Annotated in this window: 8 protein-coding genes and 1 CRISPR repeat array; of the genes, 5 read left to right on the top strand and 3 right to left on the bottom strand. The window is 60.2% G+C overall.

The window, feature by feature from the left end:
* Window positions 1-46 precede the first annotated feature (46 nt).
* Both HWU94_RS06865 and HWU94_RS06870 read left to right on the top strand, forming a co-directional pair.
* Window positions 47-1,324 (top strand): HRDC domain-containing protein, encoded by a 1,278-nt coding sequence (locus tag HWU94_RS06865; RefSeq protein WP_185173062.1) that lies wholly within the window; start codon window positions 47-49, stop codon window positions 1,322-1,324.
* Between the two features lie 9 nt (window positions 1,325-1,333).
* Window positions 1,334-1,831: a Rieske (2Fe-2S) protein gene (locus HWU94_RS06870; protein ID WP_185173063.1), complete on the top strand. Its 498-nt coding sequence runs from the start codon at window positions 1,334-1,336 to the stop codon at window positions 1,829-1,831.
* Window positions 1,832-1,922: 91 nt separating this feature from the next.
* On the opposite strand, the gene dxs is transcribed toward HWU94_RS06870, so the two are convergent.
* Entirely contained in the window at window positions 1,923-3,899 is a 1,977-nt protein-coding gene (gene dxs / locus HWU94_RS06875) for a 1-deoxy-D-xylulose-5-phosphate synthase (RefSeq protein WP_185173064.1), read from the bottom strand.
* A 330-nt stretch (window positions 3,900-4,229) separates the two neighbouring features.
* Here dxs and HWU94_RS06880 point away from each other — a divergent pair, with 330 nt between their 5' ends.
* A complete protein-coding gene (locus HWU94_RS06880; protein ID WP_185173065.1) occupies window positions 4,230-5,762 on the top strand; it encodes a sodium:alanine symporter family protein in 1,533 nt (510 codons plus the stop codon).
* A gap of 76 nt (window positions 5,763-5,838) precedes the next feature.
* Window positions 5,839-6,462, top strand: a complete 624-nt coding sequence (locus tag HWU94_RS06885; protein WP_185173066.1) for a mismatch-specific DNA-glycosylase — start codon at window positions 5,839-5,841, stop codon at window positions 6,460-6,462.
* Window positions 6,463-6,650: 188 nt separating this feature from the next.
* Here the strand turns inward: HWU94_RS06885 and acnA are convergent, their stop codons facing one another.
* On the bottom strand, window positions 6,651-9,335 hold the full coding sequence (gene acnA, locus HWU94_RS06890; protein WP_185173067.1) for an aconitate hydratase AcnA: 2,685 nt from the start codon (window positions 9,333-9,335) through the stop codon (window positions 6,651-6,653).
* Window positions 9,336-9,671: 336 nt separating this feature from the next.
* On the opposite strand from acnA, the gene HWU94_RS06895 reads away from it, so the two are divergent.
* On the top strand, window positions 9,672-10,391 hold the full coding sequence (locus HWU94_RS06895) for a hypothetical protein (RefSeq protein ID WP_185173068.1): 720 nt from the start codon (window positions 9,672-9,674) through the stop codon (window positions 10,389-10,391).
* Window positions 10,392-10,471: 80 nt separating this feature from the next.
* Window positions 10,472-15,873: direct repeats of the CRISPR family, unit length 28 nt; unit sequence GGCTCATCCCCGTCTACGCGGGGAGCAC.
* A gap of 58 nt (window positions 15,874-15,931) precedes the next feature.
* Here HWU94_RS06895 and cas3 read toward each other — a convergent pair.
* Window positions 15,932-18,892 carry a CRISPR-associated helicase Cas3' gene (gene cas3, locus HWU94_RS06900; protein WP_185173069.1) on the bottom strand — a complete coding sequence of 987 codons (2,961 nt, stop codon included), beginning with the start codon at window positions 18,890-18,892 and terminating at the stop codon, window positions 15,932-15,934.
* Between the last annotated feature and the right edge of the window lie 19 nt (window positions 18,893-18,911).

The following is an 18,911-nucleotide window of genomic DNA, read 5'->3' on the forward strand; positions in this document are numbered from 1 at the left end:
AAAGCTGGCATAATAGGGAGGTAGTTTTCCACCGGGAGGGAGTTTTATGGTGGCGCAACCTGTAGGGGGAACAGGTTCTCAGTTTGATTTGCCTGAGGGGATTAGTATCCCCGAGGTGGTGTATCTCGACGAGCCTGAGGGAGGCACGCCGAGCGTCATCAACACAGAGCGCGGCCTGCACCGCGTTGCCGATATTTTGGCGGCCGAGAGCGGCCCGGTTGCTGTTGATACCGAGCGAGCTTCTGGCATTCGCTATGGTCAGCGAGCTTTTTTGGTACAGCTCAAGCGCGGTAATTCTGGGGTGATTCTGATTGACCCCGAGAGTTTCGATGATCTCACCCTGATTAACGATGCCCTGGCCGGGGCTGAGTGGGTCTTGCACGCCGCAACCCAGGATTTGCCGTGTTTGGCGGAGATTGGCATGTACCCCGATGCCCTCTTTGATACCGAGCTGGGCGGACGCCTGGCCGGGTTTGAGCGCGTCGGGCTGGGGTACATGGTAGAGAACCTGTTGGGCTACAAGCTGGCCAAGGAGCACTCTGCCGTGGACTGGTCCCACCGTCCTCTCCCCGCCGCCTGGCTGAACTATGCCGCTTTGGACGTTGATATTCTGCTTGATCTGCGCGATGCGGTGGAAGATGAGCTGCGGGCCCAGGGTAAGCTGGCCTACGCGCTTGAGGAGTTCCGCTACGTGTGTGAGCACCCTGAGCGTGAAGAGAAGCCCGACCCCTGGCGCAAGACTAAGGGCATTCGTGATTTGAGGACCCGCCGCCAGCTCACCGCCCTGCGCAACCTCTGGTACGAGCGTGAACACCTGGCGCAGAAGAAGGACGTTGCCCCCAAGCGCCTGCTGCCCGACGCGTCCTTGATTACTGCCGCTCGGCTGATGCCGCGCACCGTCCCGGCTATTTTGCAGATTCCCGGCTTTCAAACCCGCGCTCTCAAGCGGGAGGCTCCGCGCTGGCTGAAGGCCCTGGCAGAGGCGAAGAAGGAGGCGGAGCCCGTCCCCTTCACGACCCCGGCGTCCGGCCCCCCGCCGCTGAAGGCATGGGAGGTCAAGCGTCCTGAATCCGCCTTACTCATTGCTGAGGCAAAGCCTGCGGTGCTCGCTGTGGGCGAGCGCCTGAACATGCCGCAGGAGAACGTCCTTGCCCCCGATGTGCTGCGCCGCCTGTGCTGGGACCCGCCTGCCGGGTCGTCCGTTGAGGAACTTAGGGTAGCCCTGCTTGAACTTGGGGCACGCCAGTGGCAGATTGAACTTATAGCCCCTGACCTGGCTGATATTTTTGCCCGGGTTAGAGTTAGACATTCATCTACAAAGTAAGGTTCAACTATGTGCACTACCTGTGGTTGTCAGAAGGAAAATAAGGACGCCCCCGCCCCCGCTGAGCAGGCCGAGGCCGGTGGGCGCGGGCTCACCCGCCGCCAGGCGGTAGCGGGCACTGCGGGTCTGGGCGCCGGTGCCGCGCTGCTGACTGCCTGCGGTTCTTCTGATGAGTCTGAGAGCCTGACCGCCAACGACGGCCGCCCGGCGCAGGCCACCGACATGGCCGCGGTTGAGGACGTCCCCGTAGGCGGCGTCATCCAGGCCAACAACGACGGGGTAACCGTAATGATTACCCAGCCGACCGAGGGCACCTTCCACGCGTTCTCTTCGGTGTGCACCCACCAGGGCTGCCAGCTGAACGCGCAGAAAGAAAAAACCTTGACCTGCCCCTGCCACGCCTCAGTATTCTCACTGGAGGACGGCTCGGTTCAAGGCGGCCCAGCAGAAACCGCCCTGCCCGAGTTCACGGTGGAGGTCAAGGACGGAAGGATCTGGGTTTCCTAAGCTAGCCATGACGGACGGATGCACGGGCTCACAGCGAGCGTGAGCCCGTGCAGCCTGTTCTAAGCACGCCTTACGGCCTCTTAATTGTCGCCTAACTAGTGTGCTTGGGCTTCTCCCCTTCGGTGCGGGCGAAGGGCACCATGTTCCCGGCGAGCTGCGCGAGAATATCGGCGCTAATTTTCTGGGGGGTAAGCCCGACTTCTTCGAGGATTTCGCCGCGTTCGGCGTGCTTGATGAATTCGGCGGGCAGGCCGAGTTCGTTGAGGGCGGTGTCGATTCCGGCTGCTCGCATTTCTTGGCGGATGCGGGAGCCTACGCCGCCTGCCCGCACGCCGTCCTCCATGGAAACGACGATGCGGTGTTCGCCGGCGAGGGTTACTACGCTGGCGGGTACGGGCATGACCCAGCGGGGATCGATGACGGTTACGCTCACGCCCTGTTCGGCGAGCAGGTCTGCGGTGTCAAGGGCGAGACGGGCAAAGGCACCGACTCCGATGAGGAGCACGTCGCGCTGGCCGCTTTCGGGGTTGGGTTCGCCGTAGCGGGCGAGGACGTCCGTGCCGTCTGCAAGACGCTCAAGTGCGGGGATGTCGGCGCCCACTGAGCCCTTGGGGTAGCGCACCACGGTGGGGGCGTCCTCGATGGCGACGGCTTCACGGAGTTCTTCACGCAGGGTCACGGCATCGCGGGGGGCAGCTAAGTGCAGGCCGGGGATGAACTGTAGCAGGGCAAGGTCCCACATGCCGTGGTGGGAGGCTCCGTCGGGGCCGGTGACGCCGGATCGGTCCAGCACGATGGTTACGCCGGCCTTGTGCAGGGCAACGTCCATCAGAAGCTGGTCAAAACCTCGGTTGAGGAAGGTAGCGTACAGGGCGATTACAGGGTGCTGACCGCCGTAGGCAAGGCCCGCGCTCATGGCAATGGCGTGCTGTTCAGCGATTCCCACGTCAATCACGCGGCCGGGATGGGCGACAGCCATAGGTTTAAGGCCAACAGGAATGAGCATGGCGCCGGTGACGCCGACGATGTCGTCGCGCTCGTCGGCGATGTCTTTGATTTCTTGGGCAAAGACGCTGGTCCAGGATTTTCCGGACGACTTCGCCAGGGCCTCGCCGGTATCGGGGTCGATGACGCCGACGGCGTGGAACATGTCGTCCTTGTCGCTGACGGCCGGCGCGTAGCCGTGGCCCTTTTCGGTGATGGCGTGCACGATGACGGGCCCGCCAAAGTTTTTAGCGGATTCCAGGGCGGTTTCTACGGCTTCGAGGTTGTGCCCGTCGATGGGGCCCACGTACTTCATGCCGAGGTCTTCGAAGATACCGCCGGGTACCATGACGTCCTTGATACCAGCCTTCATGCCGTGCAGGCCGCGGTAAATCATCTGGCCTACCGAGCCGCCCTTTTGGAGCTTTGTGCGGGCAGCGGCCAGGGTACGCTCGTAACGGGAATCTAGGCGCACCTTATCGAGATGGTTCTGTAGTTCGTGCTGCAGGGCAGCCAGATGGTTGGCAAAACCGCCGACGGTGGGGGCGTAGGAGCGGCCGTTGTCGTTGACGACGATGACGACCTTGCGGTTTTTATCCGCTGCGATGTTGTTGACCGCTTCCCAGGCCATACCGCCGGTAAGCGCACCGTCACCGATGACGGCTACGGTGTAGCGGTCGCCCTGCCCGGTGAGCTGGTAGGCGCGGGAGATGCCGTCTGCCCAGGAAAGAGACGAGGACGCGTGCGAGGACTCAACGATGTCGTGGTCAGATTCTGCGCGCTCAGGGTAGCCTGCAATGCCGCCCTTCTGGCGCAGGGTTTCAAAATTCTGGCGGCCGGTCACCAGCTTATGAACGTAGGACTGGTGGCCGGTATCAAAGACGATGGAATCTTGGGGGGAATTGAAGACCCGGTGGATGCCCAGGGTCAGTTCAACAACGCCCAGGTTGGGGCCCAGGTGCCCGCCGGTCCGCGAGACATTGTTAACGAGGAACTCACGAATCTCTTGGGCAAGCTCGGTAAGCTGCTCGGAGCTCAGAGCGTTCAGGTCGCTCGGCTCACCAGTAGTTTCTAGTAGTCCCACGATTACTCCCCCGTTCACCGGCTAGCTGCGCCCCATCGTCCTTGTAGCTGTGGGCGGCGGTCACCGGTCAAAAGTCTAGTGTGTTGCAATTAAGTAACTTTACCCGCTCGGTGGTCGTTTAGCGATTCACGCTGTGAGAGCAAAAGTACCGTTTTCGTTTCAGGTGGGTTACAGGCCGCGTCATTGCACCCCAACACACCAACAGGCATATTAGTATCTTTATTCAACACCCAGAAATGTGCAACAGCACACAGTGATTAGTCATATTTGGGTGGAATCATTACGCAGTTAGCCACCGGCTGACCCTGCACGAACGGATTTGTACACATCATGACCGCATTCATCACCTGGCTGAACGAGATCATTTGGTCTCCGGTGCTGGTATATCTCTGCCTCGCCGTAGGCGTCTACTTCACCATCAGGACCCGGCTCCTCCAGATTCGCCAGATTCCCGCCATGCTCCGTGCAACGTTCAAGGGAGAATCATCCCAGGACGGCGTATCTTCTTTCCAGGCCCTCGCTATGTCACTTGCAGGGCGTGTAGGTACAGGTAACATCGCTGGTGTCGCAACAGCTATTGCTTTCGGCGGCCCGGGTGCTGTCTTCTGGATGTGGACCGTGGCCTTCTTGGGTTCTTCCACCTCTTTTATCGAATCGACCCTAGGGCAGATCTACAAAGAACGCGATAAGGTCACCGGCGAGTACCGAGGTGGCCCCGCCTACTACTTCGAAAAGGCCTACCGGCACACCAAGTACTCGGGGCTTTTCAAGGTCTATGCCTCCCTCTTCGCTTTCGCTACTGTTCTAGCTTGTGGTTTCTTCCTGCCCGGCGTTCAGGCTAACGGCATTGCAACCTCCATGGAAGGCGCTTTCCCCGCAGTCCACCCCTGGATGACCGCAACCGGTATCACCATTCTTCTTGCCTTTATCGTTGTGGGCGGCGTAAAGCGTATCGCAGTATTTGCTTCGATTGTCGTTCCCGTCATGGCCATTATTTACATTGTGCTCGCCATAATCGTTTCCTTCATCAATATCGGCATGCTGGGTGAAGTCATCAACCTCATCTTCAGCTCTGCTTTCGGTCTGCACGCAACCTTCGGCGCCATTGTAGGTACCGCCGTTGAATGGGGTGTCAAACGAGGCATCTACTCCAACGAAGCAGGCCAGGGCACAGGCCCCCACGCCGCTGCAGCTGCTGAGGTCAAGCACCCCGCATCCCAGGGCTTCGTCCAGGCTATGGCCGTCTACATTGACACCCTCTTCGTCTGCTCAGCAACTGCCTTCCTGATTCTTTCAACCGGCATGTACCGAGTCTACGAAGGCGGCGCAGCAACCACCCCCGTCCTTGCAGAAGGTCCCGGCAACCTGGCTGAAAACGCAACCGTAGGTCCCGCTTTCGCACAGGCAGCGTTCGACACCTTCATCCCCGGCGCTGGCCCTATCTTCATCGCTATCTCCCTCGCTTTCTTCGCCTTTACCACAATTGTTGCCTACTACTACATGGCAGAAACCAACCTGCGCTACCTAACCCGTAACCTGCAGAACAAGGCAGTTTCAGAAGTCCTGCTCCGTCTTCTACAGCTCCTCATCCTTGTTGCTACCGTTCTGGGCTGCGTCAGCACCTCTGGTTCAGCGTGGGCGCTAGGCGATATCGGCGTAGGCCTCATGGCTTGGCTGAACATCGTAGGTATTCTGGTCATCCAGAAGCCCGCCCTGCAAGTTCTGCGCGACTACGAGCAGCAGCACAAGCAGGGAATTGACCCGATCTTTGATCCGCGTGCTCTCGGCATTAAGAACGCCGACTTCTGGGAGAACTACTACGACGTGAAAACCGGCGCTATCCCGGTTCAGGACGCCAAGTAACCGTCTCTACGCTCTAGCATCAAGTGCCCGCACCGCCCTAGGCTGTGCGGGGCACTTCTGCGTGTAGGGTGGGGTCATGAGCACTCTTCATCCCTCCCCGCTGGGCGACCAGCGCCCCACTCGGGAGCAGCTTCAAGACTTCGTCAACGGCACCCTTGATGACCGATTGCCTGCGGCTGGTACTCCCCTCCGTCTGCTGATTGTGGGCATCAATCCCGGGCTGTGGACATCCGCCGTCAACGCCCCCTTCGCTTTTCCCGGTAACCGCTTCTGGCCATCGCTTGATAGGGCAGGCATCGTCACTCCCAGGGTGGACGCTTCACGCGGCTTGAGCGACGAGGTTGAGGAACAGTTAGCCAGCTTAGGTATCGGCATAACCAACCTGGTTGACCGGGCAACTGCACGGGCTGACGAGCTCACAGCCCAGGAGCTGAAGGACGCCCTCCCCCGACTGGTTGCCCTCACCCACGCCTATAGACCGCAGGCTGTGGCGATTGCGGGCATCACAGCCTATCGGACAGCCTTCGGCGATAGGAAGGCTCAGCTGGGGCGACAAGACACCTCCCAGATTGAGGGGTGGAACCCGGCGAGCCAGCTCTGGGTCGTGCCTCAGCCTAGCGGTTTGAATGCCCACGAAAATATTGATTCTCTAGCGGATGAGTGGCGGCAGGTCTGGGACTCCACGCAGCCGCTCACCTAGCCACCGCCGTCGCTGTCCCCGTCCCCACCGCCACACATAAGGGATCAGATTCCTCCCCAAATCCTCAATGCCTACCGATACTTCGAACAGTTATCTGGTCCCAACTTTATAGAAAACAAACAAAAAGGTCTGTGGCCCCCACTGAAAAGTGGGGGCCACAGACCGTGAACCTGTTAGCGCTCTAGAATTTAGGAGCCGCGGACCAGGTTACGCAGAACGTACTGCAGGATGCCGCCGTTGCGGTAGTAGTCGGCTTCACCGGGGGTGTCGATGCGAACTACAGCGTCGAACTCGGTGACCTTGCCGTCTTCAGCGGTGGCGGTGACCTTGAGGGTCTTGGGGGTGGTGCCCTCGTTCAGTTCGGTCAGGCCGGTGATATCGAAAGTTTCGGTACCGGTCAGGCCGAGTGATTCGTGGGATTCCCCGGCGGGGAACTGCAGGGGTACAACGCCCATACCAATCAGGTTTGAACGGTGGATACGCTCGAAGGATTCAGCAATTACTGCCTTGACGCCCAGCAGGGTGGTGCCCTTAGCAGCCCAGTCACGGGATGAACCGGTACCGTATTCCTTACCGCCCAGAACAACCAGCGGAATGCCGGCAGCCTGGTAGTTCATGGATGCGTCGTAGACGGTGGACTGTTCGCCGTTCTTGGTGAAGTCACGGGTGAAGCCGCCTTCGACGCCGTCCAGAAGCTGGTTCTTGATGCGGATGTTGGCGAAGGTACCGCGAATCATAACTTCGTGGTTGCCGCGGCGGGAGCCGTAGGAGTTGAAGTCCTTGCGCTCAACACCGTTTTCAATCAGGTACTTACCTGCGGGGGTGTCTGACTTGAAGGAACCGGCCGGTGAGATGTGGTCGGTGGTGACCGAGTCGCCCAGCTTGAGCAGCACGCGGGCGCCCTTGATGTCCTCAACGGGGGTGGTTTCCATGGTCATGCCCTCGAAGTACGGGGGCTTGCGCACGTAGGTGGACTTGTCGTCCCACTCGAAGGTGGAGCCGGTGGGGGTCTCCAGGGCCTGCCATCGCTCGTCACCGTCGAAGATGGTGCCGTATTCCTTGGTGTACATGTCGGTATCGACTGATTCGTCGATAATCTTCTGTACTTCTTCGGGATCGGGCCAGATGTCCTTGAGGTAGACCTCGTTGCCGTCGGCGTCGGTGCCCAGGGCGTCCTTCTCGAAATCGAAGTCCATGGTACCGGCCAGGGCGTAGGCGATGACCAGCGGCGGGGAGGCCAGGTAGTTCATCTTGACGTCCGGTGAGATACGGCCTTCGAAGTTACGGTTACCCGAGAGAACCGCGGTGACGGAGAGGTCTTCGCTCTGGATTGCCTCTGAGATTTCGGGCTCCAGGGGGCCGGAGTTACCGATACAGGTGGCGCAACCGTAGCCGACGACGTAGAAGCCGAGCTTCTCGAGGTCAGGCAGCAGACCTGCCTTCTCGTAGTAGTCGGTGACGACCTTTGAACCGGGGGCGATGGAGGTCTTAACCCAGGGCTTGGCGGTCAGACCCTTGGCTGCGGCGTTACGGGCAAGCACACCTGCTGCCATCATGACCGAGGGGTTTGAGGTATTGGTGCAGGAGGTAATCGAGGCGATAGACACTGCACCGTTCTTGAGCTCGAACTCGCGACCGTCTGCCATGGAGACCTGGGCTGACTTGTCGGTTTCGCCGTCCTTGGCGTAGTTCTTGATATCTGATTCGAACTGGCTCTTGGACTCTGAGAGCAGGATGCGGTCCTGGGGGCGCTTGGGGCCTGCGATGGAGGGGACCACGGTGGAGAGGTCCAGTTCCAGGTACTCGGAGTATTCGACGTCGACGGAGGGGTCGTGCCAGAGGCCCTGTTCCTTGGTGTAGGCCTCGACCAGGGCGACCTGCTCTTCGCTGCGGCCGGTCAGGCGCAGGTACTCAAGGGTCTTCTCGTCGATGGGGAACATGGCGGCGGTGGAGCCGAATTCGGGGCTCATGTTACCGATGGTTGCACGGTTTGCCAGGGGCACCTGGCCTACGCCTTCACCGTAGAATTCAACGAACTTGCCGACGACGCCGTGTTCGCGCAGCATTTCGGTGATGGTAAGGACGACGTCGGTTGCGGTGGCACCGGAGGGGATGGAGCCGGTGAGCTTGAAGCCGACGACGCGGGGGATCAGCATGGAGACGGGCTGGCCGAGCATTGCTGCTTCAGCTTCGATACCGCCAACGCCCCAGCCGAGTACGCCCAGGCCGTTGACCATGGTGGTGTGGGAGTCGGTACCTACGACGGTGTCGGGGTAGGCGCGCAGTACACCGCCGACTTCGCGGGCCATGATGGTGCGGGCCAGGTATTCGATGTTGACCTGGTGCACGATGCCCATGCCCGGGGGAACGACCTTGAAGTCGTCGAAAGCGGTCTGGCCCCAGCGCAGGAACTTGTAGCGTTCGCCGTTGCGCTGGTATTCGATGTCCATGTTGCGGGTGATAGCGTCGGCGGTGCCGAAGGTATCAATCTGTACGGAGTGGTCGATGACCAGTTCGGCAGGTGCCAGGGGGTTGATCTTGGAGGGGTCGCCGCCCAGTTCCTTCACGGCCTCGCGCATGGTGGCAAGGTCAACGACACAGGGTACGCCGGTGAAGTCCTGCATGATGACGCGGGCGGGGGTGAACTGGATTTCGGTGTCGGGTTCCGCTGAGGGATCCCAGTTGGCGAGTGCCTTGATGTGGCCTTCGGTGATGTTGGCACCGTCTTCGGTGCGCAGAAGGTTTTCAAGTAGAACCTTCAGGGAGTAAGGCAGCTTCTGTGAGCCTTCTACTGCCTTTAGACGAAAAATTTCATAGTCGGTTCCGTTGACGGAAAGTACGCCCTTTGAACCGAAGCTATCCACAGTGCTCATATGTGGGACTCCTCTCGACACTGTCTTGCGATTGGCTCGTGCGCCTGTGGGCACCGTCGCGTCTGCGCGACGGGTGTGTGATGCTCGCTGTTGAGCCGGTGGGCACGAGGCCACTGCTTTTTAGTGTACCGCGTATCACGTTGTTCACATATTTTGAAGACGGTTCGTAAGCAAATGTTTCGTCTGCATCTTTCAGGGAGCGGACGCCCGCCCCACCTCGGGCGCGATTTTTCGGCTTTGGCAAGGAAAATGTGCCGTTAATATATTGCGTTCTCGTGCCAGAATAGGGGCATGACGGTTTCTCCTGAGCACTTGCATCGGGCACAACCTAGGCCCGTGGCAAACACACTCAATGCAGTCTTTCGCTGGCTCCTTATCGGTAGCGCTGCGGTGTTTGCGCTGGCTATCTCAGGAGCGATAGCTCTCCCCCACCCAGTCTCAATTCAGTTCGCTTCCCTCATCAATTGGGCGGCGGGGCTTTCCTTCCTTGCAGGCGCCGCCGCCTTGCTGGGCGTAGGCATCAGTGAGATTTTTCGCGCTTCGCCCGCCACCGAAGCAAAAACCAGCACGTTGCAGGGAAAGCCGACCCCGGACGTCCGCCTGCCCCTTACCTTTTGTGTGCTCGGGTTGTTGCTAGCTATCTACTACGGTTTGCATGCCTTTTGGTGGAACCCGCTGGCTGCAGCCCCGGGTTACACTCTCAGCGAGATTTACAGCCTGCTGAAGGAGACCAACCAGTTTAGCCTCCTTGTCGTGGTTGTGTGGGGCTTTTTCGTCGCGCTTCTTTTAGCTGCTCTGCCGAACGTGCACGAGTGGTTGCGGGGCATGGCATCCTACAGCACCAAGCGCGCTATCGGTTTCTGTTCTCTTTCTGTAGCTATCGCTTGCTTCCTTCTCTTTCTGGGGTGGGGCTGGCACATGGGCGTGGGGCTTGCTGATACCTTCATGATCGCAGGCTACGACAGCTCCCCTACCTTCATTCCATTCGGTATAGCCCTCCTAGCACTGGGGGCACTGGGAATCTACGGGCTTTTTGCCCCTGCCCGCACCCGCTAGGCTAACCAGCCTGCTTACTGGCTTTCCCAGTCCGCGCGGGTGGCACTCTTGAGATAAGCCGAAGGTAGGATTCACGTTCTAGCTCATCCCCGTCTACGCGGGGAGCACAACAAGGACATCTTCGACTTCCAGCCCTACATGGGCTCATCCCCGTCTACGCGGGGAGCACTAGTCATAATCCAGGGCCCACTTCATATCCGTGGGCTCATCCCCGTCTACGCGGGGAGCACGGGTCAATCACAGTGCTCTGACCGCGCACAACCGGCTCATCCCCGTCTACGCGGGGAGCACATCTCCGAGCTGAGCGTCCACCCTGTGGTGGCGGGCTCATCCCCGTCTACGCGGGGAGCACCAGGGGGTCAGAGGGCCAGATACGGCCGGTTTCGGCTCATCCCCGTCTACGCGGGGAGCACTACCCGCGCCGCTGGCAGGTTCCGCTGTACTTCGGCTCATCCCCGTCTACGCGGGGAGCACTTTATCTCAGCAATGGGCCAGCGAACCCCCTTCGGCTCATCCCCGTCTACGCGGGGAGCACTAGAATCGTGGTTTTTGCCCATGCCCCGCCCTCTGGCTCATCCCCGTCTACGCGGGGAGCACTTCATCTCGGAATAGACGGTGCGGCCATCCAACGGCTCATCCCCGTCTACGCGGGGAGCACCCAGCAGCCTGTTTTTTACGGTGCTATCACCCCGGCTCATCCCCGTCTACGCGGGGAGCACCGAGTTGTGAGGACAGAGGCCGCACCATAATGCGGCTCATCCCCGTCTACGCGGGGAGCACTGTAGCTCTGTGCCTTGATGATCCATCCACATCGGCTCATCCCCGTCTACGCGGGGAGCACCTTGGCGCTATCTTCGAAGCCTTGGCGACTTCCGGCTCATCCCCGTCTACGCGGGGAGCACCCTACACTCAGTCAATGGGTAAGGACGGCTCTCGGCTCATCCCCGTCTACGCGGGGAGCACTGGAGCTTGTCGAGCTGGTTGAGGGCTCACAGCGGCTCATCCCCGTCTACGCGGGGAGCACTCCTTGCCTGCGGTGATCTCGGCGACGGTGGGCGGCTCATCCCCGTCTACGCGGGGAGCACTACTACTACGAAGGCAACAAAACCCCAGCTGACGGCTCATCCCCGTCTACGCGGGGAGCACTCTTTCACCGCGTCCGGCACCATGAGCAGGGCCGGCTCATCCCCGTCTACGCGGGGAGCACGGTGGTTTCACGTAGGCTGCCCGGCGCTTAGCGGGCTCATCCCCGTCTACGCGGGGAGCACCTCTACAACCATGAAATGGAATCACTGAAGTTCGGCTCATCCCCGTCTACGCGGGGAGCACATGCTCGACACCCTCCGCGAATACTCCCCACTCGGCTCATCCCCGTCTACGCGGGGAGCACGCACGCGCTACAGGCCAACAGGTCAGTGACGCCGGCTCATCCCCGTCTACGCGGGGAGCACGTGATGTTCAGCTCTTCTAACCCGGCGCTAATCGGCTCATCCCCGTCTACGCGGGGAGCACGCCCGCGCACCACTGGGCGAGAGTGGCACTAGCGGCTCATCCCCGTCTACGCGGGGAGCACCAAAGAGCACGCCGCGAGCATTATCCACGCCCGGCTCATCCCCGTCTACGCGGGGAGCACCCCCCGCGAGCGTGGCGGGTGTTGGCGGTGGTGTTCATGGTGGGCTCCGGCTCATCCCCGTCTACGCGGGGAGCACCCAAAGTTCCAGCAATACAGCGTGGAGTACCCCGGCTCATCCCCGTCTACGCGGGGAGCACCAAATTCACAGGCCGCGCCCTCAACCACATCACGGCTCATCCCCGTCTACGCGGGGAGCACCGCGGTCATGCCTATCGAGCAGTTCGACGACTTGGCTCATCCCCGTCTACGCGGGGAGCACAGAGATGGCCGCCGCGGTCGATGCACTGACGCCGGCTCATCCCCGTCTACGCGGGGAGCACAGAGATGGCCGCCGCGGTCGATGCACTGACGCCGGCTCATCCCCGTCTACGCGGGGAGCACATGGTGGACTCGAACCCTACGGGGTCGATAATGGGCTCATCCCCGTCTACGCGGGGAGCACCGTATCAGTGCGCTTTCACTATGCGCCTGGTTCGGCTCATCCCCGTCTACGCGGGGAGCACAGGCAGCAGAGACAGCCGCGATGTTTGCTTCCAGGCTCATCCCCGTCTACGCGGGGAGCACAGCCCGGTGAGGCCGTAGCGGGCCTTGGCATAAGGCTCATCCCCGTCTACGCGGGGAGCACGCAGGTGAGAGCTGCACCTTATAGAGCAGGCCGGGCTCATCCCCGTCTACGCGGGGAGCACCTTGGTTCTTGTCCCTCTATGTAGGGTTCAATCGGCTCATCCCCGTCTACGCGGGGAGCACGTGTGCCTCGGCTTGGTGGTGGGATAGGGCGGCGGCTCATCCCCGTCTACGCGGGGAGCACATGAAGCCAAACTTCCTGAGGCCCGTAGACTCCCCGTCTACGCGGGGAGCACCCGCGCTCGGCAGTCCAACGGATCTCATACCCGGGCTCATCCCCGTCTACGCGGGGAGCACTCATAGGCGGTGCCTACTAGGGCAAGCTCGCCCGGCTCATCCCCGTCTACGCGGGGAGCACACCGGGTTCCTGTGGTCGAGCTGACCAATCGCGGGCTCATCCCCGTCTACGCGGGGAGCACATGGCATCATCGTGAACGAAGGCATCCTTAGTCGGCTCATCCCCGTCTACGCGGGGAGCACCGATAACTGCGATTTCTTCGTCGCCGGTGACGCGGCTCATCCCCGTCTACGCGGGGAGCACCACAGGCCAGCCAGAATTTTCCAGGGCTCGAACGGCTCATCCCCGTCTACGCGGGGAGCACGCCCACCTAAGACTTGTGCCAGACCGGCTAGACGGCTCATCCCCGTCTACGCGGGGAGCACCTGATCAAGTCAGTTTTCATCGGTGGCTTGCAGGGCTCATCCCCGTCTACGCGGGGAGCACTCCACCTAGTAGGGCAGCGCTAGAGCTGGCACCGGCTCATCCCCGTCTACGCGGGGAGCACCGCGGCTGTGCCCTGGGTACGGGCCTATGACACGGCTCATCCCCGTCTACGCGGGGAGCACGTTCTGCTTCTCGATCAGGGTGCACCCGTGCTCGGCTCATCCCCGTCTACGCGGGGAGCACATGGGGTACATCGGGGATTATGCCTTACCCGCGGGCTCATCCCCGTCTACGCGGGGAGCACATGGTGGACTCGAACCCTACGGGGTCGATAATGGGCTCATCCCCGTCTACGCGGGGAGCACGGGTCAGTACCGGCGCGGCCCTTTTCCACCCACGGCTCATCCCCGTCTACGCGGGGAGCACCGGCCCTCGGTATCGGTCATGCTGGCAAGGGTCGGCTCATCCCCGTCTACGCGGGGAGCACCTGAAGAAGATGAGCGCGGTCTGAAAGTCACCGGGCTCATCCCCGTCTACGCGGGGAGCACGGATTTTAGGGGGTTGGGAGATACCCCGACTGCGGCTCATCCCCGTCTACGCGGGGAGCACAGGGTTACCTTTGTGGCTCATATCGCCACCACCGGCTCATCCCCGTCTACGCGGGGAGCACTGGTTGCCGGTGGTTCTATGACCTATGCTCCCAGGCTCATCCCCGTCTACGCGGGGAGCACGTCTCCCATGACCCAGTAGCTGGCACTACCACCGGCTCATCCCCGTCTACGCGGGGAGCACTCTTGGGTAAGTAACTGAATCTCAGCCTTGGCCGGCTCATCCCCGTCTACGCGGGGAGCACTGGAAAAGGTCGGTCCGAACCTGCAGCGCACCCGGCTCATCCCCGTCTACGCGGGGAGCACACTGACTGGGTCCCGGCACGCTGCTGCACGACGGGCTCATCCCCGTCTACGCGGGGAGCACGATAGCTTCACGGATAATCACGGCTTACACTCCGGCTCATCCCCGTCTACGCGGGGAGCACTCTTTTGCCCAAGGCGGCGCTGGAACCTACGGCGGCTCATCCCCGTCTACGCGGGGAGCACTCGATGACCGAACATTAGGTTGCGCGCCATCCAGGCTCATCCCCGTCTACGCGGGGAGCACCTCCCGGAACAGTCGTCAAGCGAGGGGATATTCGGCTCATCCCCGTCTACGCGGGGAGCACGGATACACGCCATCCACAATAGAAGTGGAAATGGGCTCATCCCCGTCTACGCGGGGAGCACCCTCATAGGCATCGCCCAGCACCAGGGCGGCACGGCTCATCCCCGTCTACGCGGGGAGCACCTTCAAAAAATCCGGCATCAGCTGGATTAGCTCGGCTCATCCCCGTCTACGCGGGGAGCACCGCTACGCGCCATGACGTGCTCAACACGCATTCGGCTCATCCCCGTCTACGCGGGGAGCACCCTATGGCACGTAACGCCGCTGGTGTCGCCCTGGGCTCATCCCCGTCTACGCGGGGAGCACACTTGCCCTCACCTATCGCCGCGGTCTCTGGTAGGCTCATCCCCGTCTACGCGGGGAGCACGCCTACCGGCCAGGGTAGCCCCGTACACCTCCAGGCTCATCCCCGTCTACGCGGGGAGCACACAGTTGCCACAGTCCCACCCATCTCAATCATCGGCTCATCCCCGTCTACGCGGGGAGCACGGGAAGGCATCGCAACCCTCACCGTCCGAGCCCGGCTCATCCCCGTCTACGCGGGGAGCACTGCTGTGTTGGGGCCTGCTGATACCCCTTGCCCGGCTCATCCCCGTCTACGCGGGGAGCACACAAAGACATTCTGGAGTAGCCATGCCTCTGACGGCTCATCCCCGTCTACGCGGGGAGCACCACCAGCACCACCACCGCCGCTATATCAAGGACGGCTCATCCCCGTCTACGCGGGGAGCACCCGTCCACAATCGCGTCACGGGCGACCAGCTTCGGCTCATCCCCGTCTACGCGGGGAGCACGTTCTTGCGCTCTGGGGACTTCTCGTTAGGTTCGGCTCATCCCCGTCTACGCGGGGAGCACTCGTTGGTTCCCGGCGCTGTCCAGGCCATATCCGGCTCATCCCCGTCTACGCGGGGAGCACTAGCAGGTTATAGCGACAACAGGGTTCTACAGCGGCTCATCCCCGTCTACGCGGGGAGCACCCCGAAGGTCGGACGTGTGGGGGTCTCGGCTCCGGCTCATCCCCGTCTACGCGGGGAGCACAGAATTCCCATTCTGATGCGCCTTATCCGAATCGGCTCATCCCCGTCTACGCGGGGAGCACAAAGCATCAGCCACCTGAGCCTGTAGCTCACCCGGCTCATCCCCGTCTACGCGGGGAGCACGATTGAGGTGTGTTTGCTCCATTGGGTGTTGCGGGCTCATCCCCGTCTACGCGGGGAGCACCCGATTTCTTGGCCTCGGGTGACCTTATCGCCCGGCTCATCCCCGTCTACGCGGGGAGCACTTATTAACCTTGTAGAAGGTGATGGTGGTTTCCGGCTCATCCCCGTCTACGCGGGGAGCACACTTGCTGACATGGTAGAACACCGAGACAACAAGGAAATTTACTTTACTTTTAGCCGGCTAGCCCTCGATAATCATACCCGAATCTGCTTCCCGAAGAACTTCCAAGCCCAGTTCCTGCGAATAGCGCAACCTGTACCCGGCTAAGGAACATTCCATATTGGTATCTAGCAGAAGCACCAGCTCCCCTTTCAGTAGGTGATGCTGTTGCCAGGCAGAAAATTGATTCGTTTCTAAAGCCTTAAGGGCCAGGTCAAAAGGATTCTTGTTAGGTGCCCACCCCTTATCCGCAAACTGGTAGGGCAAACGGATAGAAGACCCTGCGAGCACGTTCGCCAGTTTCCAATCAGGTTTCTCTAAAGCGTCAGCCTCAAACATTAGATCCACGTATTCATCACCCAGTGGCCGGTAGGTCTGGCCACCATCGTCCGACTGCACCACCAGCACTTCCAAGGTATCGTCCGTATCACGCACTTTAGCCTGAGATTTCAGCTCATCGGCATCGCCCATTACACCCTTTTCACCAAAGAAATCACACAAATAGTCGATGCCTGAGCCAGGGCGCATAGAGTACGCGCCTGCTTTTCTCCGGCTCTCTGCTTCCTTGCTCTTCCATTCCTGGACGGCCTCCGCGTAGGTTTCAGCCCAGCCCTCAGGAACAGATGCCTGAGCAGAGTAAGCGCCCTGCACCAGTGCGCTTATATCAGCAGGAATCTGAAGTTTCTTACCCTCAAAATGAGGCATCAGCTGGGCATAGCTTGATAGCAGAATCGACCTGTCATAAATTTTTTCAGCAGATTCAGTAAAGACAGGGGCGGCATTTTCAGTTCCAAGTTCTTGGACACCGCGCACGTAGCACACCGGGTCAAGATGGTGGGGTGCCCTCTCCCCTGCCCTGTCATGACGGTGCAAACGCCCCATACGCTGTAGTACAAGGTCTACCGGGGCGTGGTCCGTAATCATCACGTCAAAGTCAATGTCTAGAGACTGCTCAATGACTTGCGTCCCCACGACCACAAAACGCTCGGGACGCCCGGCTCCAGCACGGCTCTTTTTGCCCAAAGCTTCAACAAGCACCTTCTCATTTTTGACGCGGTCGCGCGCAATGAAACGAGAATGTACCAGCATCAGCTCATGCGGAGCAAAGATCCCCTGCAAGTGTTCATAGACTTCCTGGGCCCGGCTCACCGTATTACAGATAATGGCGGCACATCCCCCATTATTTTCGAGGGGCGCAAGCACACTATCTAGCTCAGCAAAGGAATCATCAATGAGCCTGAGTGAAAATTCCTGTTGTTCCTTAGGCTGTTCGATCTCCCACTTCCTGGGTTCACCCGCGTTTTCAATGGAGACTGTATGAATCACGGGGTAGGAAAGATCCACGCTCTCCACAACAGGCTGAGAGACTTTAGCAGCTCCCCCGCGCCTACTTCTCCTAGCAGGCACCACACCTGGCTTAGACTTACGGAAACCCAGCCCCCGAGCGTAAGCCTGCATCAGCTTCTGCCTAGCTACCCCTGGCAAGGTAGCAGACATCAGAATCACGGGGGCCTGCATCCTGCCCAACCATTCCAAGGCATTTTCAAGATAAACATTCATGTAGGCGTCGTAGGCGTGAACCTCGTCGATAACCAACACTTTCTCGCCCAACCCCAAGTGCCGCAGCATCACATGTTTGCTGGCGAGCGCCATCATCAGTACCTGGTCTACAGTGCCCACTACAAAATTAGAGAGCACTCCTTTCTTGCGGGAAAACCACTGATGCGCAATAACCCGAGCCTCTTCCTGGTGGCCTTTACGCCCCTCATCAGCGTGGATACCTGCAAACCGCATACGACTAAAATTTTCGTTGAGATTGCTTTTTGAATGCCCAAGGAACATGGAGATTGTCTCGTTACCGTGGGCGGCTTTTCGCCCCCAGTCCGCGACACGGTCAAAGAGGGCATCCGCGGTGGCTTGGGTGGGTGCGGCAAACATCAGGCCGTTTTTGCCGGTGGTGTGAGCTAGGATCTCTGCGGCAACCAGGCCTGCTTCTGTTTTTCCCTGGCCCATGGGGGCTTCAATGCACATAAGCCCGGTGCTTTGGAGGGAGCGGGCGGCCTCCACTACGACCTTTTGCATGGGACGCAGGGTAGCACCTGGTGGGAGGGAGAATCTGCTGGAATAGATTTCTTCTGGGCTCAAAGCGCTGAGGTCTTCAGGTTGCCAGGGCTGGCTAAGGTTTAGCTTTTCAAAGGCCTCTTGGGGTCGGGTTTCCTGGTGGGTAACCTGCCCGTAGGGGAAGTAGTCGGGGTTGGAAGCTATCCAGTCGCACATGATGGTTAGCCCGGTAATGAAGAATTGGAGGTCAGGTTTCAAGCCGCCGTTTTCTAAGGCTTTTAGGATAGCGTGGCCTGCCTCCGTGGTTCTTTCGATGAAGCTGAGCAACTCGTCCCAGGCTTCTAGCCAGTTCTTAAATTTTGTGTCTTGCAGGACGCGTTGAACAAGCTCGGTGTCCCTGCCCTCAGCGTAGGCGGCCGCAGGTTTGCCGTGATGGGAGCCGCTCACCTGGGCCAGACTGTTGACGCTTGTTTCAGAAACAGCAGGGTACTTCTGTGCCAGCCAGTGCCTGATAATGCTATAGCTGTAGCGGGAGTGAGGGCAACGGTCTGTTACCTTGGTGAGGTCTAGCATAAAGTCATACCCAGCGTCCTCAATCCTTTGGCGGTAAACCAGAAGGTCAATATTTTGACGCGCATCTAGCTGCCCAGCGAATTCTGGGCTAGCTTTACCAATATCGTGGGTTCCCACCAACCAGGAAACAAGGGCTTGGGCTTCAGCTTCTTCAAGGTTCAGGCTTTTTTGAATCCACTGTTTGCTGCCGTCGGATAGCCAGTTCTCCCACAGATAGTGGGCCACCTGGGAACTATCCAGCATATGCTGGGCTAGGCTCATTCCTGTTGCGGGTGATTCTTCCTGCCCTGTCTTGGCCCAAAAAGTTTGAGCACCAGCAGATAAGGATTCGATAGGGTTAGTCTTCACAGTGGCGTTATCCTTTCGG

This window comes from Rothia nasimurium (assembly GCF_014217215.1).
Classification (GTDB): domain Bacteria; phylum Actinomycetota; class Actinomycetes; order Actinomycetales; family Micrococcaceae; genus Rothia; species Rothia avistercoris.